Raw genomic sequence first — 20,083 nt, 5'->3', positions numbered from 1 at the left:
GGCACCTCACCTCACCGACACTGCTTGGCGGACCTGCTCCAGCCGGTCCCGGCGCTCCCGCCGCGCGGCCAGCGCCCCGTCGACGTCGACGGAGGTGAACCCGACGAGGCTGCCGGTACCGGTCTGCGCGATGCGGTCGCGGTCGGCGGAGACCACCGTGCCGATGGTGGCGTAGCCGCCGCCGGTGACCGCGTCGTTGAGCAGCACGATCGGCTCGTCCCCGCCCGGCACCTGCACCGAGCCCACCGGGTAGCCGAGGTCGACGACGTTGGCCGGATCGCCCCCGGCCCCGAACGGCTGCTCGCGTTCGATGAAGTCGAGGGTGCCGCCGCGCAACCGGTAGCCGACCCGGTCGGCGTCCTTGGTGACCTTCCACGTGGTCTCCAGCACCGACTTCAACGACGCCTCGGTCAGCCGGTAGGCGCACAGGCCCACGACGAACCGCAGTTCCACCGGGGTGGCGAAGGCCGGCCGCAGCCGCTGCGGAACCTCGGTGCCCTCCGGTGGACCGTCCGGCGGCTCGCCGAGCGGCAGCCGGTCGCCGGCGGTCACCGCGCGCCCGTGGAAACCGCCGATGCCGGTGAGCATGTACGTCGACCGGGACCCCAGGTACACCGGGACGTCGATGCCGCCGGACACGGCGATGTAGGGTCGCGCCCCGGCGCGGATCCCGCCGAAGCCCAGGACGTCACCGCGGCGCAGCCGCAGCGTCCGCCACTGCGGCGCCTCTTCGCCGTTGACGGTGACCGCGATGTCGGCCCCGGTCACCGCGACGCGGCGCTCGTCGGTGAACTCCAGCTCCGGCCCCAGGTAGGTGGCTTCCAGCGCCGCCGCGCCCGCCGGGTTGCCCACCAGCAGGTTCGCCACGGCGAAGGAGTACTGGTCCATCGCCCCGGACGGCGGCATGCCGATGGCGTACTGCCCGTCTCGTCCGGCGTCCTGCACCGTGGTGGACAGGCCGCCGGACCGCACGATCACCTCGCTCACCTGTCCAACACCTCCAGAAGTTCGCGGTTGACCGCGTCCGGGGCCGCCAGGAACCGGGCGGGCGCGAACTCCACGTCCCGGGTGCGGTAGCGGAACGTGCGCGCCTCGACCTCGGCGCGGGTGCGGTCGTACTCGTCGCGGTCGATCGGCCGGTAGCGCAGGATGTCGCTCGGCTTCGGGAAAGCGATGTGCTCGGCGAAGTCCGGCAACGTCTGGGCGGCGTCGAACACCGGTGCCGGGGCGATGCCGAACAGCTGGTAGCCCCCGGCCCCGCGCACCGGGTAGACCACGGCGAACGCACCGCCGTAGCCGAAGGCCCGCTCCGGGGTGTCGGTGCGCGGCCGCACGTACTTGGGCACCTCGATCTGCCGTTCCCGCGGCACCATCTGGTAGCAGAACGGCAGGCCGGGGACGAAACCGAGCATCGTCACGATGAACGGAGCGGACGCGATCGCCTCGATCAGCGAGGGCACGTCCGGGAATCCGTTGATGCGCGCCGCGTACTCCAGGTCCGTGCCGGACGGGTCCTGGTGCCGGTCGCGGAACCGCAGCAGCGTCTCGCGGGTCCACGGGTCGTCGAACAGCACGGGCACGTCGACCACGCGGGTGCGCACCGCGAAGTCGTCGGGCAGTTCGCCCGCGGTGTGCTCCAGGCGGCGAAGTTCGTCGACCAGCTCGGTCGGGTGCAGTCGATCCGGATCGAGGCGCACCAGGTAGGAGGCGTTGGACGGGCAGATGTCGACGATCCCGTCCAGCTCCTCGGAGCGCAGCGCCGAAGTGATCGCCATGGCCTTGAAGTTGGCCTGCATGCTCATCCGCTGGTCGAGTTCGACGAACACGAACTCGTCGCCGCCGTACTCGTAGCGGGCCGGGGGCAGTTGCACGCTCGTTTCGGCCATTTCGGCGACCTCCTCGGCGTCAGTGATCCGGCGATTCCGAGGATGCTCCGCTCCACCCCGACGCGCAGGACGACGGTGCTGGACACGTGGCTCGTTCGGGGCACGGCGCGGACCGGCGGGGCTCCCGCGCCGGACCTACCATCTGCATTCCGCCGGAACTCCACGAGGAGGAACCTGTGCGCACGCTGGTGGATCTCAACGCCGACGCCGGAGAGAGCTTCGGGCGCTGGCGGCTCGGTGACGACGAACGACTCATCCCGCTGGTGACCTCGGTCAACGTCGCCTGCGGGTGGCACGCCGGGGATGCGGCGACGATGCGCCGGTCGGTGCGGATCGCCCGGGAGAGCGGTGTCGCGGTCGGGGCGCATCCCGGATTCCCCGACCTGACCGGTTTCGGGCGCCGGGCGCTGGCGATGAGCCCGCAGGAGGCCGCCGACGCCTGCCTGTACCAGTTCGGGGCGCTGCGGGCGATCGCCGATCACCTGCACACGCCCGTCACGCACGTCAAACCGCACGGCGCGCTGTACGGGCTGACGCTGCGGGATGAGGCCGTGGCCGAGGCGATCACCGAGGCGGTCCTGTCGGCCGCGCCGGACGTGCGGGTGGTGCTGCTGGCCGGGCCGACCGCCGAACGCCTCGCCGAACGCGGATTCCCGGTGGTGCGCGAGGCGTTCGCCGACCTGGACTACGACGACGCCGGGCACATCATCATCGAACCCGACCCGCAGGCCAAGGATCCGCAGCGCTGCGCCGACCAGGCCGTCGCGGTGCTGGAAGGCGAGGTGACCTCGGTGAACGGCAAACCGATCGAGGTCGACGCGGACACCATCTGCCTGCACGGCGATCGGCCGAACGCGGTGGAGGTCGCCACCGCCGTGCGCGAGCGGTTCGCGAGCGAAGGCGTGCAGGTGGCGCCGATGGCCGATGTGGTGCGAAAACACCGCGGTTAGGGGCGATCGTGCGGATCGGGTACACGCTGATGACCGAGCAGTCCGGACCGCGGGAGCTGGTCGCGCACGCCGGAGCCGCCGAACGCGCCGGCTTCGACTTCGAGGTGATGAGCGACCACTACTTCCCGTGGCTGGAGGAGCAGGGGCACTCGCCGTACGCGTGGAGCACGCTGGGGGCGGTGACCCAGGTGACCGAGCGCGTCGAGCTGATGACGTACGTGACCGCACCGATCATCCGCTATCACCCGGCCGTGGTCGCGCAGAAGGCCGCGACGGTCGGGCTGCTGTCCGGGGACCGCTTCACCCTCGGCCTCGGCGCGGGCGAGAACCTCAACGAGCACGTCGTCGGCGACGGGTGGCCGCCGGTGAACGTGCGCCACGAGATGCTGGATGAGGCGCTGCGGATCATCCGCGGACTGCTCGACGGCGAGTCCGTCACCTTCACCGGACGGCATTACCGGGTGAATTCGGCGAAGTTGTGGGATCTGGCGGCGCGGCGGGTGCCGATCGCCACCGCCGTGTCCGGATCGCAGTCGGTGAACCGGTTCGGTCCGCTGTCGGACGCGATGATCGCCGTCGAACCCAACGAGGAGCTGTGCCGCTCGTGGGACGCCACGTCGGGCGGGTCGCGCAAGATCGGGCAGCTGCCGATCGCGTGGGGTCGGGACCGCGACGCCGTGCGCAAGCGCGCCTGGGAGCAGTTCCGCTGGTTCGCGGGCGGTTGGACGGTCAACGCCGAGCTGCCCGGCCCGGCCGGGTTCGCCGCCGCCACCCAGTACGTCCGGCAGGAGGACGTGGCGGCGGCCATCCCGTGCGGCCCCGACGTCGGTCCGATCGTGGAGTCCGTGACCGCCTTCGCCGAGGCCGGTTTCACCGACCTGGCGCTCGTGCAGGTCGGCATCGACGAGGACCCGGACGGGTTCTTCGCGTTCGCCGAGCGGGAACTGCTGCCCGCGCTGCGCGCGTCCTGACCGTCCGGGTCCCCGCCCCCGGCTCACTCCGCCGGGACCAGTTCGTCCCGCAACCCGACCCGCAGGTCCGCGAGGTGGTCGCCCTCCGGGCTGAACGGGGCGACGCGGTCGGGCAGGCAGTCCGCGACGAGCAGCGTGTCGTCGGCCCGCTCGGCCACTCCCGAAGCCAGCACCGGGCGGCCGTCCGGCGCCCACACCCCGGAATTGCCCCGGTACTGCCACTGGCCGCGCTCGGAGACCTCCCAGCCGCGCCGGTTGGCGTAGGCCACGAACACCCGCCACACCGCCGCCATCGCCGGGATGATGTGCTCGGTGGCGTCCGGGTAGGGCACCACCGTCGGCGTTCCGTCGTGCAGCACGAAGTGGTGGTCGGCGGCCGTGGGGCCGACGATCATCCGCGCACCGCGTTGCACGAGGCTCTGGTACAGCGGCGGGAACTCGCATTCGTAGCAGTTGAGGATCCCGACCGGGAACTCGTTGATCTCCACCACCGGCGGGAGTTGTTCACCCGGCGTGAAGTTCGCCCGCTCGGCCTGGCCGTACAGGTGCGTCTTGCGGTAGTTGGCGACCAGTTCGCCGCCGGCGACCACGGCGATCGAGTCGTGCACCGTCCCGGCCGCGGCGCGCTCGACGTAGGGCAGCACGATCGCCGTGTCGTACCGCGTCGAGTACTCGGCGGCGGTGGTGACCGACCGGCCGTCCCGGGGTTCGGCCAGGTTCCGGCACTCGTCGGGCCCCAGCGAGTAGCCGGTGTTGTAGCACTCGGGGAAGACGGTCAGCTGGCTGTCGTAGCGGGCGGCGACCTCCAGCGCCTCGCCCATGCGGGCCAGGTTCCGCTGCACTGCTTCGGGGGTACCGGACGGGTTCTCCGCCTGGAACAGCGAGACCCGCACTCCGGCGCCCGGTTTGGGCGGGATGCTGTCGGACAGGCTGGTGCTGACGTGGATCGGTCGCATCATGCTCCTTCCCTTGTCGAGGACCGGACGTGCTCCCCCACCGCGCACAGCAGTTCCTCGGCGGCGGACCACGACATGTCGCGGCGGACGACGATGCGCAGGACGTCGGTGTGGTGCATGTCCGCAGGCAGCGGGTACACCGGCACCGACCAGCCCCGCCGCGCGAGGGCTGTCGCGAGGTGTTGCAGTTCGAGGTCGCCGTCGCGGCTGGTGACCGCCACGACGGGCAGCTGGCTGCCGTCCCCGAGCAGCCGGAACGGCCCCATCCGGGACAGGCCGCGCGCGATGTGCCGCGCGATCGACCGGGTGCGCTGGTGCGTGGACCGGTACCCGGCGAAGCCCAGCCGCAGGAAGTTGTAGAACTGGGCGACCACCGGGGCCGCCGGGCGCGAGAAGGTCAGTTCGTGGTGCGTCCGGCTGGTGCCGAGGTAGTTCGTCCGGAACCGCAGCTCGTCGGGCCGGAATTCCGGGTCGCGCCACAGGATCCAGCCCAACCCCGGTGGGCACAGCCCGTACTTGTGCCCGGAAGCGTTGATCGAGTGCACCCGCGCCAGTCGGAAGTCCCATTCCAGCCCGGGATCCAGGAAGGGCGCGACGAAACCGCCGGACGCCGCGTCGACGTGCACCGGCACGTCCGGTCCGCCCGAGGAGGCGATCGCGTCGAGCGCGGCGGCGATCTCGGCCACCGGCTCGTAGGTCCCGTCCAGCGTCGAGCCCAGGACGCTGATGACGCCGATGGTGTTCTCGTCGCAGAGCTCCCGGACCGAGTCGGCGTCCAGCCGAAGCCGTCCCGGGCGCGCGGTGGCGATCCGCGGCTCGACGTCCCAGTAGCGGCAGAACTTGTGCCAGCACACGTGCGCGTGCGCGCCCATGACGAGGTTGGGCGGACCGGATCCCCGCCACCGGCGCAGCAGGGCAGCTCCGGCGAGCAGGGCCGCTTCGCTGGATCCGGTCACCGCGCCGCCGACGGCGACGTCGGGGTCGCCCTGCCACAGCCTGGCGAGCATCCGCACGCAGTGCTGTTCCAGGTCGGCCATTCCCGGGTACTGCTCGCGGTCGACGAGGTTGTGGGTCTGGTATTCACCGAGGAGTCGTTGCAGTTCCGGTTCGTGCGAGGAAGTCAGGAACGTCGCGAGGTTCCTGGTGGGTTCGACGTCGTGCCGCAGCAGGTGGTGAACGAGCCCGGCGACCTCTGAAGCGCCGCGGCCGTGTTGGGGGATCTCGTCCGCCTCGACTGGCTCGGCGCCCGCGCCGCACGCGGCAGGCGCAGCCGACATGGTGGGACCTCCTGATCACGGGGGAGAACTTCTGGCGATCATCAAACTATTGCGGCACGCGGACGATCGACCATGGGAACTTCGGCCTAGTCCCGATCACGCCTGGCAGCCTCGCGGCGGTACTGGGCTGTTAGTACTAACCCGAATGGCAGATGTGCGATCCGGCCGCCGGAGCCGTCAAGGAACGACGACCACGTGACGACATTCAGGAAGTGTTCGGGGTAGGCACCACGGACGCCCGACTGGTGCTCCGACACCGGAAGGGGATACCCGAAATGGCCCGGTCCTACGAGTCCGCGCTCGATCAGGCGATCACGGCGATGCTGCGGGAGGCCGCGGAGCACGCCGTGGCGCTGCGCCGCACCCTGGAACAGGTCGCCCAACTAGCCGCGCTGCGCGAGCAGGTCGCCCGAGCCGATGAGGACGCGGGAAACCACTTCGGGGACAACGACAAGGCGGTGCTGACGCGGCTCACCCGACGCGAGCGCGAGGTCCTCGACCAGTTGGTGCACGGCCGGTCCAACCGGCAGATCGCCACCTCGCTGGGGATCTCGGAGCGGACGGTCAAGAACCACCTCCGGAACATGTTCGCCAAGCTCGGCGTGACCGACCGGACTTCCGCGGTGGTGAAGGCGTTGGCGAAACAGCGATGACACCGCGGAAAAAGAGCGTCCTGAGTGGAGCCGCCGCGCTCGGCCTCCCCCACGACCGGGCCGAGTGGTCTTCCACGCCGGTGAGCAGGCCGAGCCGGCGTGGGACGAGCGGTTCCCCGCCCGTCCGGTGCGGCACTAGGTTTGGCGGGCATGAGCGACGCTTCGGGAGTGGCCCGGTCCCCCTTCGGCGAGGACGAACAGCGGCTGGTCGAGCAGATCAGGTCCTACCTGGGGCGGTACGACACCACCCTCGACGAGCACGACCCGGCGTTCCTGACGCCGGGCAGCCTGCTCGCCGCCGTGCGCCGCGCCCTCGCCGCGGGTGCCGAACCGGTGCCCGCCACCGACGTCGTCGCCGCGCTGCGCCTGGTACCCGCGGCGCGGAAGAAACTCGACGACACCGAACGCCAACTCGTCGAGGCCGCCCTCGACCGCGGCGTGACCTGGGAACAACTGGCCGCGGCTCTGGGCGGGCGCACCCCGCAGTCGGTCCAGCAGCGCTACCGCCGCCGCCTCGGCGGCGAACGCAGCTGGCGCACCCGGCGCCCCGAACACCGCCACGGGTGAGACCCCCGGGGCCGGTCAGCCGCGGGTGGCGGCGTGCAGGGCGGCGAGCTGGTCCGGGGTGTAGCCGATCTCGGCGAGCACCTCGTCGGTGTGTTCGCCCAGGCGCGGGCAGGGGCGGCGGAGCGCGGCCGGGGTCGCCGAGAAGCGCACCGGCTCGCCGATGACGCGGTAGTCGCCCTCGGTGGGGTGGTGGGCGATGTCGAGCATGTGGCCCTCGGACCAGTAGTCGTGTTCGCCCGCGTGGTCGAGGTCCATGACCGGGGAGAACGGGATGCTGCGCGCGGCGCAGAAGTCCGCCCACTCGTCGGTGCTGAACATCGGCGTGTACTCGGCGATCGCCGCGTAGATCTCGCCGATGCGGTGCTGGAACTCCTCCGGCGGGAAGCGTTCCATCACCTCCGGATGGCCGACGTGGTCGAAGAAGTCGACGGCGTTGCGGTGGGTGTAGGGCAGGATGCAGGCGTAGCCGTCCCGGGTGCGGAAGGCTTCGTGGCCGGGTTCGAGGGAACGCGGGAACCCCACCGGACCGCTCGGTGGCTCGTGGGCGCGGCCCCCGAGGTGCTCGACGAGGGTGAAGGCGAACATGGTGTCGGCCATCGGCACCTCGACGTGCTGGCCGCGGCCGGTGCGCCCGCGGGCGATGAGCGCCGCCAGCACCGCGTGGACGATGGTCAGCCCGCACACCTTGTCGGCCAGCGTGGTCGGCACGTAGCTGGGCCGGCCCGTGGTGCGGCGCATCAGGTCGACCATGCCGGAGGCGGCCTGGACGACCTCGTCGTAGGCGGCGAGGTTCGCCTGCGGCGAGTCGGAGCGGAAGCCCTGCGCGTTGCAGTAGACCAGCGCCGGGTTGTCCGCGCGGAGGTCCTCGTAGGTGAGGCCCAGCTTGGCCAGCGCTCGCGGGCGCATGTTGGTGACCAGCACGTCGGCGGTGCGGACCAGGTCCAGCGCGGCCCGCTTGCCCAGTGCCGTCTTGAGGTCGAGCCGGACGCTGCGCTTGTTGCGGTTGAGGTTGAGCGCCAGCGCGCCGATGCCGTCCGGTTCCCTGCGGTGCACGCGGCGCATGACGTCGCCGTCCGGCGGCTCGATCTTGATCACGTCAGCGCCGAGGTCGCCGAGGAGCTGGCAGGCGTACGGCCCCATGATGACGCCCGCCATGTCGATGACCCGCAGTCCCCGCAACGCGGTCTCGTCCACCATGGTGCCTCCTCCTCACACGAAAGCGCTGTGGCCGGTGGCGGCGCGGCCGACGATGAGCGCGTTCATGTCCCGGGTTCCTTCGTAGGAGTACAGCGCCTCGGCGTCGCAGAAGAACCGGGCGACGTCGTGCTCCAGCAGGATTCCGTTGCCGCCGAAGACTTCCCGCGCCCACGCCACGGTTTCGCGCATGCGCGTGGTGCAGAACATCTTGGCCATGGCGGCCTGCGCGTCGTCGAGCCGGTCCTCCTCCTGCAGCTGGGCCATCCGCACCGCGAGCGACTGGCAGGCGGTGATGTTGGCCAGCATCTTCGCCAGCAGGTCCTGCACGAGCTGGAACGAGGCGATCGGCCTGCCGAACTGGATGCGTTCGGTGGCGTAGCGGCGCGCCGCCTCGTACGCGCCGAGCGCGCAGCCGGTGGAGCTCCAGGCGACTCCGCCGCGCGTGACCTTGAGGACCCGCGCGGTGTCGCGGAAGCTGTTGGCGTGCTGCAGCCGGTTCTCCTCGGGCACCCGCACGCCGTCCAGCACGATGTGCGCGTTGTGCACCGAGCGCAGCGCGATCTTGCCCTCCAGCTTCCGCGCCGCGAAGCCGTCGGTGCCCTGCTCGACCACGAAACCCTTGACGTGGTCGTCGGCCACGTCCCGGGCCCAGATGACCACGAGGTCGGCGAAGGTGGCGTTGCCGATCCACTTCTTCTCGCCGTTGAGCACCCAGGTGCTGCCCTCGCGCCGCGCGGTGGTCGTCAGCCCGCCGGACGTGGCCGACCCGACCAGCGGTTCGGTGAGGCCGAAGGCGCCGATCTTCTCCCAGCGCACCATCTGCGGCAGCCAGCGCTTGCGCTGCTCCTCCGACCCGCACACCCGGATCGAGCCCATGCCCAGCCCGTTGTGCACGCCGAAGAACGTGGCGAACGACGGGTCCACCCGCGCCATCTCCATGCCGATCAGCCCGTTGAGCAGGTAGCGGCGCGGGAACACCGCCGGGTCGTCGGCGTGCGTGCCGGTGATGCCGAGCTCCCGGATGTCGGGGATGAACCGCAGCGGCGGCTCGGCCCGCAACCACAGTTCACCGGCGACCGGCTCGACCTTCTCCACCAGGAACTCGCGGACGCGGTCCAGGATCTGCCGCTCCTCCGCCCGCAGCAGGTCCTTGACCCGGTAGAAGTCGGCCTCCACGGCCGCCGGATCGGCTTGTTTCCTGGCCAAGACGTCCCCCTCGCAATCGTGGTCGGCGGGCGTCCACCCGGCTCGTCACCGTGTTCGAACCCCCGGCCCGGTGCACCGGTCGCACGCAGGCCAGCGTGCAACGCCCGCACCGCCGTCGCACCTCGGCGCGGACCGTCCACTGTGCACAACTCCGCGCACCTGCCTCCCGCCGAGGAGGACGCGGCGGGCGCTCCGGCCCGGTGGGCTCGGCTCAAGCGGCCCAGCGCAGCACGAACAGGTCGCGCTTGCGCGCGAGTTCGACCAGGCCGGCGCGGGTCGCCGGGGACAGCGGCGCCAGCGGTGCCCGGGTGCGGGCGGACCCGATGACGCCGCCCTCGACCAGCAGCACCTTCTGCGCGCGCAGGCCGCACTGACGGTTCTCGAAGTGGATCAGCGGCAGCAGCGCTTCCCAATCGGCGACGGCGCCCTCGCGGTCCCCGGCCCGGTAGCGGCGCACGACGCGGCCGAGTTCCGCGGGAACCAGGGCGCTGCTCATGGTGCCCACCGCCCCGGCGTCCAGGTCCGGGACCAGGGTGACCGACTCCTCGCCATCGAACGGCGTGAGCCGTTCGCCCAGCACCGCGACCAGCGCGCGCAGCTTCTCCGCAGCGCCAGGGACCTCGACCTTGGCGTAGCGGACCCGGGGCACCCGGTCCACGAGGCGGACGAGGATGTCCACCGGTAGCGGCGTGGTCGACAGCGGCGCGTCCTGGACCATGATCGGCACGTCGATCGCGTCGGCGACGGTCGCGTAGTACTCGATGACGTCGTCGGCCGGCACCGACATCGTCGCGCCGAAGAACGGTGGCATCACCATCACCGCGGCCGCCCCCATGTCCTGGGCGCGGCGGCTGCGCTCGGCGGTGACCCGGGCGCTGTAGTGGCTGGTGGTCACGATCACCGGGACGCGGCCGGCGACGCGGTCCAGGACCGCGCGGGCGAGGAGGTCGCGCTCGTCGTCGGTGAGCGCGAACTGCTCGGAGTAGTTGGCCAACGCGCACAGGCCGTCGACCCCGGCGTCGAGGAGGTAGTCCACGACGCGGGTGGTTCCGGCCGCATCGAGGCTCTCGTCGTCGTGGAAGACCGTGGGCACCACCGGGACCACGCCGGTCAAGGTCATCGCGACTCCTCCGGTGCACCGTTCGGTATTTCGGACGTTGTCCGGTCAGTTGGACGATAGGCGATGCCCGGCGGCTCGCACAACGACCGGCCCGTTCCACGACGTGGACGGCGTTGACGCGCCGTGCCGGTCCCGGTTCGATCTCCACCATGACGCCGACCGAACTCGTCCAGCGCGAGCACATCGACCTGATGTGGGTGGCGTCGGCGGCATGTCCACGCGGTTGACCCCTCCCCCGCCCGCGCGGGCGCTCCCGACACCCGCGCGCTCCAGCCGCGAAAGGAACCTGGCGTGGAACCCGATCCGCTGCCCAAGACCGAACGAACCACGACCATCGAGCTGGTCGCCCGCGTCGTCGTGCAGGGCGACGACGTCGACGCGCTCGCCACGTCGCTGGCGCGCACCCTGCAGTCGCTGTCCGGCGGCGCGCCGAACATTGAGGTGCGCCGCGGGCAACCGGCGCGCCCGCACGTCCCGCACCTGCGCAGCCTGCCGCGCCCGCAGGAACCCGCGCCCCGGGTGGTGCTGCACGCCCCGTCCCGCCGCGTGCTGCTGGACGGGAACCCGGTGTCGCTGACCAAGGTCGAGTACGAGTTCCTGCTGTTCCTGTGCGACCACCCGGACACCGTCCACAGCAGAGCCGAACTGCTGCGCGCCGTCTGGGGTTTCGAGCACGCGCTGGACACCACCCGCACCGTCGACGTGCACGTGCGCCGGTTGCGCCGCAAGCTCGGAGCGGAGGTCATCACGACGGTCCGCGGTGTCGGCTACCGGCTCGACGACACCGGCCTGGTGGCCGTGCGCCGGGACTGAAACCGGCTTCGCGGACCTGCGCGACGACGAACGGACCGTCCGCGCGGGGTCGGCACCACCGGCCCGGCGCGGACGGTCCTCAGGCCCGCGCGGGTTCCGGAGTGCGCGGCAGGAGCGGCGTCATCGCCCCGACCGCGGTCGTGAGGACCGCAGCGGTCGCGGCGGTCGCGGCCATGGCCGCGGGTGTCGGCGCACCGTCCGCCACGGCGAAGAAGAGCGTTCCCACCGCGGCGATTCCCGTCGCCGCCCCGACCTGCTGGGTCGAGGCGAACACGCCCGCGGCCGACCCCGCATCGACGACCGGGACGCGCGAGAGCGCGAACTGCAGCAGCGGCGCCACGACCAGCCCCATGCCCACCCCGGCGAATCCGAACACCGCGAGCCCGTGCCACGGCCGCAGGGCGGGGCCGAGGCCCGCGACCAGCGCGGCGAGTCCGGCGAAGCCGCCGGTCATCAGCACCGCCCCGGCTGTCAGGGTCCAGCGGCCGAAGCGCGGGACGAGCGCGGCCGACGCCGCGGTGGCCCCGAGCGGAACACCGACCGTCCACGGCAGGATCGCCAACGCCGTTGCCCGCGGCGTGAACCCGAGCCCGGATTGCAAGAAGATGCTCAGCACGAAGAACGGGCCGCTGAACGAGGCGTGCAGGACGAACGCGAGCACCAGGCCGACCGCGAAGGTCCGCTCTCCGAACAGATCGAGCGCGACGAGCGGAACGCCGCCCCGACGCCGGATCCGGCGTTGCAGGCGCACGAACAGCGCACCGACCGGCAGCGACGCCGCCATCGCGACGAACGTCCACAGTGGCCAGTGTAGGTCCCGGCCGACGGTCAGCGGGTGGAGCAGGAGCAGCAGCGCCGAGGTCGCGACGACGACTCCGCCGATGTCCAGACCGGTCGACGCACCCGGCGACCTCGGCAGCAGGACCACCGCCGCGCCCACGACCGCGACGCCGACCGGCACGTTGATCCAGAAGATCGCACGCCACCCCAGGCCCAGCGGATCGCCGTCCAGCAGCACCGCGCCGACCAGCGGTCCGGCGACCGTGGCCACGCCGCTGACCGCGCTGAACACCGCGAAGGGCCGGCCGCGCCGCTCGGCGGGGAACAGCTCCTGCAGCAGCGCGAGGACCTGCGGCACCATCGCCGCCGCCGACGCGCCCTGCCCCAGACGTGCCCCGACCAGCACCCACGGCGCCCAGGCCAGTCCGCAGCACGCCGAGGCCGCGGTGAACCCGACGACCCCGGCGAGGAACACGCGGCGTCGACCGACCAGGTCGCCGAGACGGCCACCCGTGACGATCAGCACCGCGTGCGCCAGCACGTAGCCGACCGCGACCCACTGGGTGGCGGAGTCGGACATGCCTAAACCCCGCCTGATGTGCGGCATCGCCACGTTCACGATCGAGCCGTCCAGCAGCTCCATGAACACGGCGAGCAGCATCACCACCAGGGCCGCCCACCGGCGGCGGCCCGACATCGACTCCGGGGACATCGCCTTCACCCGCCCGGTGACCGTCATCGCGTTCGGCCCAGCGGTGCGCGTCGGCGCCGGGCGCGCCCCGACGGCGGGGACAAGGGAACGGAAGAGACGAACACGTCGAAAACCACCTTCCTGCGAAGTTCGGTCAGGAAGGGGGGCGGACGGACGCGGTCCAGGCCGCCCGGCATCCAACGGTCCGGACGCGGCAGGAGTTCCCGGCTCGCGATCTTGACCGATCCCGAACGGCGCCGAACCCTGCCGGAGGAGACCACTCACCGAAAGAGAAAGCGGCTCGCGCCGCTTACCACGCCCTTCCCGGGAGCAGCTTCGAAGACAACCACTAAGGTTCCCTGATGGATTTTCCGTCCTCGGACTGGGAGCGGGAGTGGACAGCAGCGAGGGTCGCTCGGGCGAGCCGCTGACGTTGTACCTGGTGAAGCGGCTGGAATTGGTGGCGCGGTCGTTGATGGACGCTGCGCTGCGGGAGCACGGGTTGACCACCGTGCAGTACACCGCCCTGACGGTGTTGGAGCGCAGTGGCGAGCTGTCGTCGGCGCAGCTGGCGCGACGGTCCTTCGTGACCCCGCAGAGCATGCACGACGTGGTGTCGTGGTTGCAGGACAGGGGTCTGGTGCAGCGGCGCCGCGACGCGGAGAACCGGCGGGTGCTGCTGATCAGCCTGACCGAGGCGGGCCGGGAGGCGGTGCGGGCGTGCGCGCCCGCCGTGGACGCGCTGGAGGAGCGGATGCTCGCGGCGATGCACCACGGCGAACAGGTGGTGTTCCGCGAATGCCTGGCGCGGGGGTACGACGCCCTGGCAGCGCTGGCGGAGCGCGCCCCGGACCGCTGAGAGCACCGGCGGGCACCGCAAACCCGAGTAAATCCTAAGTGGACAGTTCGACGTCGCGCGCCAGGCGCTCGAAGGCCCGCGCCGCCGCGCTCCGGTAGGCGCTCTCGCGGTGCAGGAGGCAGGCGGTGCGCGTCGGCAGCCCCGGGGCCAGCCGCACCGGGTGCAGGTCGGGGTGGTCGCGGGTGATCGCGTCGGGCAGCACCGTGGCCAGGGTGGTGCGGCGCACGACCTCGGTCAGCGCGGTGATGGAGTCGGCCTCCACCGCGATGTCGGTCCGCATCCGGTGTTCGGCGAAGTAGGCGTCGATGTGGTCGCGGGTGGCGAAATCCGCGCTGAGCAGCGCCAACCGCTGGTACGTCACCTCCCCGGCCGACAGCGGCCGGGACCGGCCCGCGTACGGGTGGCCGGGGCCGACGACGAGGCTGAGCGACTCGGCGAACAGCTCGGTGCTCGCGATGCCCGGCAGGTGCCGGTCCGCGAACCCGATGCCGAGGTCGAACTCGTCGGCCAGCAGGGCCTTCTCGATGCGGTCCTGGGTCATCTCCCGAACGTCCAGGGTGATCCCCGGGTGGCGTTCGTGGAATTCCCCGGCGAGCGGCCCGATCAGGTACGTGGTGAACGTCGGCGTCATCGCCAGGCGCAGGTGGCCGCGGGTCAGGTCGTGGACCTCCAGCACCGCGCGGTGGCCCGCGGCCAGGTCCCGGAGGGCGGCGCGCGCGTAGTGCAGGTAGGTCGCACCGGCGTCGGTGAGGCGCACGGAACGGCCCGTCCGGTCCAGCAGCCGCACGCCCAGCGACTTCTCCAGCTGTTTGATCTGCTGCGACAGCGTCGGCTGGGAGACGTGCAGCTCCTCGGCGGCTCGGGTGAAGTTGGCCTGCTCGGCGACGGCGAGCAGGTATCGCAGGTGGCGCAGTTCCGGGAGCACGCACACACGATAGGCCATGCCGATCGGTTCCATCGATTTCCCGTCTTGGACCTATAGCACCCGCTCAGCGAGGATGGAGCGGGAAGGCCGTCCGAGACACCGACCGGAGGTAAGCCGTGGACTTCGCGCAACGCACCATCGACCTCGCACGCCGCAACGTCGAGGAGGGCGGCCGCCCGTTCGCGACCGTCATCGTCCGGGACGGCGAGGTCCTCGCCGAGAGCCCCAACCTGGTCGCCCAGACCAGCGATCCCACCGCGCACGCGGAGATCATCGCCATCCGCGAGGCGTGCACTGAGCTGGGCACCGAGCACCTGACCGGCTGCACGATCTACGTCCTCGCCCACCCCTGCCCGATGTGCCTGGGAGCGCTGTACTACTGCAGCCCCGACGAGGTCGTCTTCCTCACCACGCGGGACGCCTACGAACCGCACTACGTCGACGACCGCAAGTACTTCGAGCTCAACACCTTCTACGGCGAGTTCGCCAAGGACCACACCGAACGTCGGTTGCCGATGCGCCACGAACCGCGCGAGGCCGCCGTGGACGTCTACCGCGAGTGGCAGCGGCGCAACGGCGGCGAACGCCGCGTGGCCGGTGCCCCGACCTCCGGGGACACCCCGCGGTGACCGGGGCCGAGCTGCGCCACCTGCGCCGCTGCGTCGAGCTGGCCGCCGAGGCGCTCGAAGCCGGCGACGAACCGTTCGGCTCGGTGCTGGTGGCCGCCGACGGAACCGTGCTGGCCGAGGACCGCAACCGGGTGGCCGCCGGCGACCGCACCCGGCATCCGGAGTTCGAGCTGGCGCGGTGGGCGGCGAACCACCTCGCCCCCGACGAGCGCGCCCGGAGCACCGTGTACACCTCCGGTGAGCACTGCCCGATGTGCGCGGCCGCGCACGGCTGGGTCGGACTGGGCCGGATCGTGTACGCGACCTCGTCCGAGCAGCTGGCGTCCTGGCTCGACGAACTGGGCGCCCCGGCCTCCCCCGTCCGGGCGCTGCCGATCACCGACGTCGTCCCCGGCCTGCCGGTCGTGGGGCCGGTGCCGGAACTCGCCGAGGAGGTGCGCGACCTGCACCGCCGCTTCCACCGAACGCGAGGCGACACGAGCAAGGATTCCTGATGAACCAACCGTCCGCGCGGATCTGATCGACCCCACTCCTCCGGTGGATTGTTCCGGTTCTTCTCCGAAGTGCGGGATCAGATCTTGATCACCACCCACCTCACACCCTACCTTGTTATCAGGAAACCTGATCGTCTGGGCGATGATCCGCCCGGAGGGGAGTGCGCCAGCATGGCCGGGCAGTACGAGACCGTCGCGGTGGAGGTCGACGACGCGGGGATCGGGTGGCTGTGGTTCGACCGCCCCGAGAAGCGCAACGCGATGAACCCGACGCTGAACCGGGAGATGATCCTCGCCCTGGAGGAGCTGGAAGCCGACGACCGGGCGCGGGTCGTGGTGCTGACCGGGCGGGGCGAGGCGTGGTCGGCGGGCATGGACCTCAAGGAGTACTTCCGCGAGGTCGACGACGCGCCGCGCCACGTCGAGATCCGGGCGCGCCGGGAGAGCGCGGAGTGGCAGTGGCGCAGGCTGATCCACTTCGCCAAGCCGACCGTCGCCATGGTCAACGGCTGGTGCTTCGGCGGCGCGTTCACCCCGCTGGTGTGCTGCGATCTGGCGCTGGCCGCCGAGGACGCGGTGTTCGGGCTGTCCGAGGTGAACTGGGGCATCCCGCCCGGCGGCCTGGTCAGCCGCGCGCTCGCCGAAACCGTGCCCAGCCGAGACGCGCTGTGGTTCATCATGACCGGCGAGACCTTCGACGGGCGGCAGGCGGCGCGGATGCGCCTGGTGAACGAGGCGGTGCCCGCCGAGCGGCTGCGGGAGCGCACCGTCGAGGTCGCGGCCAAGCTCGCCGGGATGAACACGCACGTGCTGCGCGCCGCCAAGGTCGGCTTCAAGAAGGCGCGGCAGCTCTCCTGGGACGAGGCCGAGGACTACCTGTACGCCAAGCTCGACGCGGCGACCGGGCACGACCCCGAGCAGGGCAAGCAGCAGGGACTTTCCCAGTTCCTCGACGAGAAATCCTTCCGGCCGGGACTCGGCGCCTACGCCAACCGGCGGTGAGGGCCGCGATGCGCAACCACGGCATCGGTTCGTGGCCGGCGCGCCAGGCGCGGAGCAGACCCGGCGCGGCGGCGGTGGTCCACCGCGACCGGACCCGCAGCTACGCCGAGCTGGCCGGGCGGGCCCAGGCGGTCGCGCGGTTGCTGCTCGACCTAGGCGTCGAACGCGGCGACCGAGTGGCTTACCTGGGCCCCAACCACCCCGGGTTCCTGGCGACGCTGTTCGGCGCCGGACTGGCGGGCGCGGTGTTCGTCCCGCTGAACACCCGGCACTCCGATGCCGAACTGGCCTTCGCGCTGCGCGACGCCGACGCGGCGGTGCTGGTGCACGACCCCCGGCACGCCGCGTCCGCCCGCGCGCTGGCCACCGGCGGGCTGCGGACCGTCGACGTGGCCGAACTGGACGGGCTGCCGGGCGGTGAGCCGGTGGACGAACCGGTCGATCTCGACGACCTGGCGATGATCCTCTACACCTCGGGGACCACGGGCCGCCCCAAGGGCGCGATGCTCACCCACGGCAACCTCACCTGGAACGCGCTCAACGTGCTCGTCGACGTCGACATCACCAGCGAGGAGGTCACGCTGGTGTCCGCGCCGCTGTTCCACACCGCGGCGCTGGGCATGACCTGCCTGCCGACGTTGCTCAAGGGCGGTGCCGTGCTGCTGGAGGAGTCCTTCGACCCGGACCGCACCCTGGACCTGGTCGAGCGGCACCGGGTGACGTGCCTGTTCGGCGTGCCGACGATGTTCGACGCGCTGAGCCGGTCGGCGCGGTGGGCCGAGGCCGACCTCGGCAGCGTGCGGTTCCTGCTGTGCGGCGGCGCGCCGGTGCCACCGGACCTCCTCCGCCGCTACCGCGCCCGTGGACTGGCGATCCGCCAGGGCTACGGCCTGACCGAGGCGTCGCCGAGCGTGCTGCTGCAACCGCAGGGTGACGAGCGCGTCGGATCGGCGGGCGCGCCCGCCTTCTTCACCGACGTGCGGCTGCGGACCCCCGAGGGCCAGCCACCGGAGCCGGGCGCGCCCGGCGAACTCCAGGTGCGGGGCGCGAACGTGGTCCGGGGCTACTGGCAGCGCCCGGACGCCGACCCGCGCACCGCCGACGGCTGGTTGCGCACCGGGGACGTCGCGACCGCGGACGACGACGGGCACTACCGCGTCGTCGACCGGCTCAAGGACATGTCCATCTCGGGCGGCGAAAACGTCTACCCCGCCGAGGTGGAGGCGGTGCTGCGGGAGCACCCCGGCGTCGTGGACGCGGCCGTCGTCGGCCTTCCGGACCCGGTGTGGGGCGAGACCGGCAGGGCCGTGGTCGTGGCCCGGCCGGGCGTGACCGAGCGCGAGCTGCTGGACTTCGCCCGGGAACGCCTCGCCGGGTACAAGGTCCCCAAGTCGGTGCGGTTCGCCGACGCGCTGCCGCGCAACCCGACCGGCAAGCTCGACAAGCGCGCCCTGCGCGAGCAGGAGGGCTGACCGCGTTTGCCCCCGGTACGGATCGGGGTAGGCCGGGAACGGCCACCGCATCCGGGGAGGAGGCATATCCGAGTCCACTGTGGACGAATCGGCGACAGGGCCCCGGGTCGAGCCGCAAGCAGGCGCTGAGCTGGGCGCACCGGTTCTGTGACGAGTGGGGCGTGGAGCGGTTCGAGGAATCGGTCAGCTCCGCCGATCCGGACGGGCTGCGGCTGGTGCGCGACCGCGGCCCCGCCGGGCTGGAGATCGCGGCCGGCGAGTACGGATTCGTGCTGCGCGACTTCACCGAGCTGCTCGGCGCGGTGGGCTGCCTGCAGGCCGACGTGACGCGCTGCGGCGGGATCACCGGCCTGCTGGAGGTCGCCGGAGCCGCTGCCGCGCACCACGTCGACGTGTCCGCGCACTGCGCCCCGGCCGTGACGGCGCACGCCTTCCGCGGCGTGCGGCGGCTGCGCCACGCCGAGTACTTCCACGACCACGTGCGGATCGAGCACCGGGCGTTCGACGGCGTGACCGAGGTCCGGCGCGGCAGGCTGCGGTGCGACCCGGATTGGCCGGGGCTGGGACTGCGGGTGCGGTGGCCCGATGTCGAACCGTTCCGCGTCGACGCGCAGGGAGGTGCGGATGGACCAGCTCGCCGAACGGCTTCGCGACCGGGTGCGCGGTGAGGTGCGCTTCGACCCCGGGAGCCGGGCCGCCTACTCGACGGACGCCTCGAACTACCGGCAGGTGCCCCGGGGCGTCGTGGTGCCCGCCTCGGTCGACGACGCGGTCGAGGCGGTCGCGGTGTGCCGGGAGTTCGACGTGCCGCTGCACTCGCGCGGCGGCGGCACCAGCCTGGCCGGGCAGTGCTGCAACGAAGGGATCGTGCTCGACTGGTCGAAGTACTGCCACCACCTGCTGTCGGTGGACACCGAGCAGCGCACCGCCCTGGTGGAACCGGGGATCGCGCTCGACCCGCTCAACGAGCGGCTGGCCGAGCACGGGTTGATGGTCGGGCAGAAGCCGTCCACGCACGAGACCTGCACGATCGGCGGCATGCTCGGCAACAACTCGTGCGGGGCCACCGCTCAGGCGTACGGGAAGATGTCGGACTCGGTGGTGCGCCTGGAGATCCTGACCTACGACGGCCTGCGCACCTGGGTCGGCCCGATCGACGACGCCGAGTACGAGCGGATCCTCGCCGAGGGCGGTCGCAAGGCGGCGCTGTACCGGGGGATGCGCGACCTGCGGGACCGCTACCTGGCCGACATCCGCCGCGCGTTCCCCCGGATCCTGCGCCGGGTGTCGGGCTACAACCTCGACGCGCTGCTGCCGGAGCAGGGTTTCGACGTGGCCAAGGCGCTGGTCGGCAGCGAGAGCACGCTGGTGACCGTGCTGCGCGCCGAGATCCGGCTGGTACCGGTGCAGCCAGCCCGGTCGCTGGTCGTGCTGGGCTACCCCGACATCGCGCGGGCGGCCGACGACGTGCCCGAGGTGGCCCGGCACGACCCGGTGGCGCTGGAGGGGCTCGACGACCGCCTGGTCGGTCTGGAGCGCATCGAGAACCTCGCGCGCAACGCCGTGGAACGGCTGCCCGCCGGGCGCGGGTGGCTCATGGTGCAGTTCGCCGCCGCCGATCAGTCCACTGTGTAG

Annotated in this window: 21 protein-coding genes; 12 read left to right on the top strand and 9 right to left on the bottom strand. The window is 72.0% G+C overall.

The annotated features are described in order from the left end of the window. Nucleotides 1-6 precede the first annotated feature (6 nt). Nucleotides 7-987 (bottom strand): 5-oxoprolinase subunit C family protein, encoded by a 981-nt coding sequence (locus NV263_RS12965; RefSeq protein ID WP_263253322.1) that lies wholly within the window; start codon nucleotides 985-987, stop codon nucleotides 7-9. After that, nucleotides 984-1,886 carry a 5-oxoprolinase subunit B family protein gene (locus NV263_RS12960; protein ID WP_263253321.1) on the bottom strand — a complete coding sequence of 301 codons (903 nt, stop codon included), beginning with the start codon at nucleotides 1,884-1,886 and terminating at the stop codon, nucleotides 984-986. The genes NV263_RS12965 and NV263_RS12960 overlap by 4 nt, the downstream gene beginning before the upstream one ends. Nucleotides 1,887-2,062: 176 nt before the next feature. Here NV263_RS12960 and NV263_RS12955 point away from each other — a divergent pair, with 176 nt between their 5' ends. Beyond that, a complete protein-coding gene (locus tag NV263_RS12955; RefSeq protein WP_263253319.1) occupies nucleotides 2,063-2,836 on the top strand; it encodes a LamB/YcsF family protein in 774 nt (257 codons plus the stop codon). An 8-nt stretch (nucleotides 2,837-2,844) separates the two neighbouring features. Continuing rightward, nucleotides 2,845-3,807 (top strand): TIGR03557 family F420-dependent LLM class oxidoreductase, encoded by a 963-nt coding sequence (locus NV263_RS12950; protein ID WP_263253318.1) that lies wholly within the window; start codon nucleotides 2,845-2,847, stop codon nucleotides 3,805-3,807. A 23-nt stretch (nucleotides 3,808-3,830) separates the two neighbouring features. Here the strand turns inward: NV263_RS12950 and NV263_RS12945 are convergent, their stop codons facing one another. Continuing rightward, entirely contained in the window at nucleotides 3,831-4,766 is a 936-nt protein-coding gene (locus NV263_RS12945; protein WP_263253317.1) for a nitrilase-related carbon-nitrogen hydrolase, read from the bottom strand. Then, nucleotides 4,763-6,040 (bottom strand): glutamate decarboxylase, encoded by a 1,278-nt coding sequence (locus NV263_RS12940; protein ID WP_263253316.1) that lies wholly within the window; start codon nucleotides 6,038-6,040, stop codon nucleotides 4,763-4,765. The genes NV263_RS12945 and NV263_RS12940 overlap by 4 nt, the downstream gene beginning before the upstream one ends. A 275-nt stretch (nucleotides 6,041-6,315) precedes the next feature. On the opposite strand from NV263_RS12940, the gene NV263_RS12935 reads away from it, so the two are divergent. Together NV263_RS12935 and NV263_RS12930 are read left to right on the top strand one after the other, a co-directional pair. After that, entirely contained in the window at nucleotides 6,316-6,693 is a 378-nt protein-coding gene (locus NV263_RS12935) for a helix-turn-helix transcriptional regulator (protein ID WP_263253314.1), read from the top strand. 150 nt (nucleotides 6,694-6,843) lie between these two features. Then, nucleotides 6,844-7,260 (top strand): SANT/Myb-like DNA-binding domain-containing protein, encoded by a 417-nt coding sequence (locus NV263_RS12930; protein WP_263253313.1) that lies wholly within the window; start codon nucleotides 6,844-6,846, stop codon nucleotides 7,258-7,260. Nucleotides 7,261-7,275: 15 nt separating this feature from the next. Here the strand turns inward: NV263_RS12930 and NV263_RS12925 are convergent, their stop codons facing one another. The 3 genes from NV263_RS12925 to NV263_RS12915 all read right to left on the bottom strand — a co-directional run bounded on the left by NV263_RS12925 (nucleotide 7,276) and on the right by NV263_RS12915 (nucleotide 10,783). Next, nucleotides 7,276-8,457 carry a CaiB/BaiF CoA transferase family protein gene (locus NV263_RS12925; protein ID WP_263253312.1) on the bottom strand — a complete coding sequence of 394 codons (1,182 nt, stop codon included), beginning with the start codon at nucleotides 8,455-8,457 and terminating at the stop codon, nucleotides 7,276-7,278. Between the two features lie 12 nt (nucleotides 8,458-8,469). Next, nucleotides 8,470-9,663 (bottom strand): acyl-CoA dehydrogenase family protein, encoded by a 1,194-nt coding sequence (locus NV263_RS12920; protein ID WP_263253311.1) that lies wholly within the window; start codon nucleotides 9,661-9,663, stop codon nucleotides 8,470-8,472. A 211-nt stretch (nucleotides 9,664-9,874) separates the two neighbouring features. Then, the gene (locus NV263_RS12915; RefSeq protein WP_263253310.1) at nucleotides 9,875-10,783 is read right to left on the bottom strand and encodes a dihydrodipicolinate synthase family protein; all 909 of its coding nucleotides are present in this window, start codon (nucleotides 10,781-10,783) and stop codon (nucleotides 9,875-9,877) included. A 291-nt stretch (nucleotides 10,784-11,074) separates the two neighbouring features. Here NV263_RS12915 and NV263_RS12910 point away from each other — a divergent pair, with 291 nt between their 5' ends. Further along, on the top strand, nucleotides 11,075-11,596 hold the full coding sequence (locus NV263_RS12910) for a winged helix-turn-helix domain-containing protein (RefSeq protein ID WP_263253309.1): 522 nt from the start codon (nucleotides 11,075-11,077) through the stop codon (nucleotides 11,594-11,596). A 79-nt stretch (nucleotides 11,597-11,675) separates the two neighbouring features. Here NV263_RS12910 and NV263_RS12905 read toward each other — a convergent pair whose 3' ends face one another. Continuing rightward, a complete protein-coding gene (locus NV263_RS12905; RefSeq protein ID WP_263253307.1) occupies nucleotides 11,676-13,115 on the bottom strand; it encodes an MFS transporter in 1,440 nt (479 codons plus the stop codon). 346 nt (nucleotides 13,116-13,461) lie between these two features. Between NV263_RS12905 and NV263_RS12900 the strand changes: the two genes are divergently transcribed. Further along, entirely contained in the window at nucleotides 13,462-13,926 is a 465-nt protein-coding gene (locus tag NV263_RS12900) for a MarR family winged helix-turn-helix transcriptional regulator (RefSeq protein ID WP_263253306.1), read from the top strand. A 34-nt stretch (nucleotides 13,927-13,960) separates the two neighbouring features. On the opposite strand, the gene cynR is transcribed toward NV263_RS12900, so the two are convergent. Next, nucleotides 13,961-14,869 carry a transcriptional regulator CynR gene (gene cynR, locus NV263_RS12895; RefSeq protein WP_263253304.1) on the bottom strand — a complete coding sequence of 303 codons (909 nt, stop codon included), beginning with the start codon at nucleotides 14,867-14,869 and terminating at the stop codon, nucleotides 13,961-13,963. Between the two features lie 98 nt (nucleotides 14,870-14,967). On the opposite strand from cynR, the gene NV263_RS12890 reads away from it, so the two are divergent. The 6 genes from NV263_RS12890 to NV263_RS30580 all read left to right on the top strand — a co-directional run bounded on the left by NV263_RS12890 (nucleotide 14,968) and on the right by NV263_RS30580 (nucleotide 20,083). Continuing rightward, nucleotides 14,968-15,480: a nucleoside deaminase gene (locus tag NV263_RS12890; protein ID WP_263253303.1), complete on the top strand. Its 513-nt coding sequence runs from the start codon at nucleotides 14,968-14,970 to the stop codon at nucleotides 15,478-15,480. Beyond that, nucleotides 15,477-15,974, top strand: coding sequence for a nucleoside deaminase (locus tag NV263_RS12885; protein ID WP_263253301.1), 498 nt, complete (start codon nucleotides 15,477-15,479; stop codon nucleotides 15,972-15,974). Before NV263_RS12890 ends, NV263_RS12885 begins: the two co-directional genes overlap by 4 nt. 171 nt (nucleotides 15,975-16,145) lie before the next feature. Beyond that, a complete protein-coding gene (locus tag NV263_RS12880) occupies nucleotides 16,146-16,976 on the top strand; it encodes a p-hydroxycinnamoyl CoA hydratase/lyase (RefSeq protein ID WP_263253300.1) in 831 nt (276 codons plus the stop codon). Continuing rightward, a complete protein-coding gene (locus NV263_RS12875; protein WP_317630420.1) occupies nucleotides 16,973-18,448 on the top strand; it encodes an acyl-CoA synthetase in 1,476 nt (491 codons plus the stop codon). Before NV263_RS12880 ends, NV263_RS12875 begins: the two co-directional genes overlap by 4 nt. Beyond that, nucleotides 18,445-19,116, top strand: coding sequence for an enolase C-terminal domain-like protein (locus NV263_RS12870; protein WP_263254174.1), 672 nt, complete (start codon nucleotides 18,445-18,447; stop codon nucleotides 19,114-19,116). Before NV263_RS12875 ends, NV263_RS12870 begins: the two co-directional genes overlap by 4 nt. Then, on the top strand, nucleotides 19,073-20,083 hold the full coding sequence (locus tag NV263_RS30580; RefSeq protein ID WP_317630419.1) for an FAD-binding oxidoreductase: 1,011 nt from the start codon (nucleotides 19,073-19,075) through the stop codon (nucleotides 20,081-20,083). The genes NV263_RS12870 and NV263_RS30580 overlap by 44 nt, the downstream gene beginning before the upstream one ends.

It is taken from the genome of Saccharopolyspora rosea, from assembly GCF_025643595.1.
GTDB lineage: Bacteria > Actinomycetota > Actinomycetes > Mycobacteriales > Pseudonocardiaceae > Saccharopolyspora > Saccharopolyspora rosea.
This window is presented reverse-complemented; position numbering and strand designations above follow the sequence as displayed.

Coding starts and splice junctions, on each gene's coding strand:
- NV263_RS12960 (WP_263253321.1), bottom strand. CDS start 1,886: ATGGCCGAAACGAGCGTGCAACTGCCCCCGGCCCGCTACGAGTACGGC.
- NV263_RS12945 (WP_263253317.1), bottom strand. CDS start 4,766: ATGATGCGACCGATCCACGTCAGCACCAGCCTGTCCGACAGCATCCCG.
- NV263_RS12940 (WP_263253316.1), bottom strand. CDS start 6,040: ATGTCGGCTGCGCCTGCCGCGTGCGGCGCGGGCGCCGAGCCAGTCGAG.
- NV263_RS12935 (WP_263253314.1), top strand. CDS start 6,316: ATGGCCCGGTCCTACGAGTCCGCGCTCGATCAGGCGATCACGGCGATG.
- NV263_RS12930 (WP_263253313.1), top strand. CDS start 6,844: ATGAGCGACGCTTCGGGAGTGGCCCGGTCCCCCTTCGGCGAGGACGAA.
- NV263_RS12925 (WP_263253312.1), bottom strand. CDS start 8,457: ATGGTGGACGAGACCGCGTTGCGGGGACTGCGGGTCATCGACATGGCG.
- NV263_RS12915 (WP_263253310.1), bottom strand. CDS start 10,783: ATGACCTTGACCGGCGTGGTCCCGGTGGTGCCCACGGTCTTCCACGAC.
- NV263_RS12905 (WP_263253307.1), bottom strand. CDS start 13,115: ATGACGGTCACCGGGCGGGTGAAGGCGATGTCCCCGGAGTCGATGTCG.
- cynR (WP_263253304.1), bottom strand. CDS start 14,869: ATGGCCTATCGTGTGTGCGTGCTCCCGGAACTGCGCCACCTGCGATAC.
- NV263_RS12880 (WP_263253300.1), top strand. CDS start 16,146: ATGGCCGGGCAGTACGAGACCGTCGCGGTGGAGGTCGACGACGCGGGG.
- NV263_RS30580 (WP_317630419.1), top strand. CDS start 19,073: ATGGACCAGCTCGCCGAACGGCTTCGCGACCGGGTGCGCGGTGAGGTG.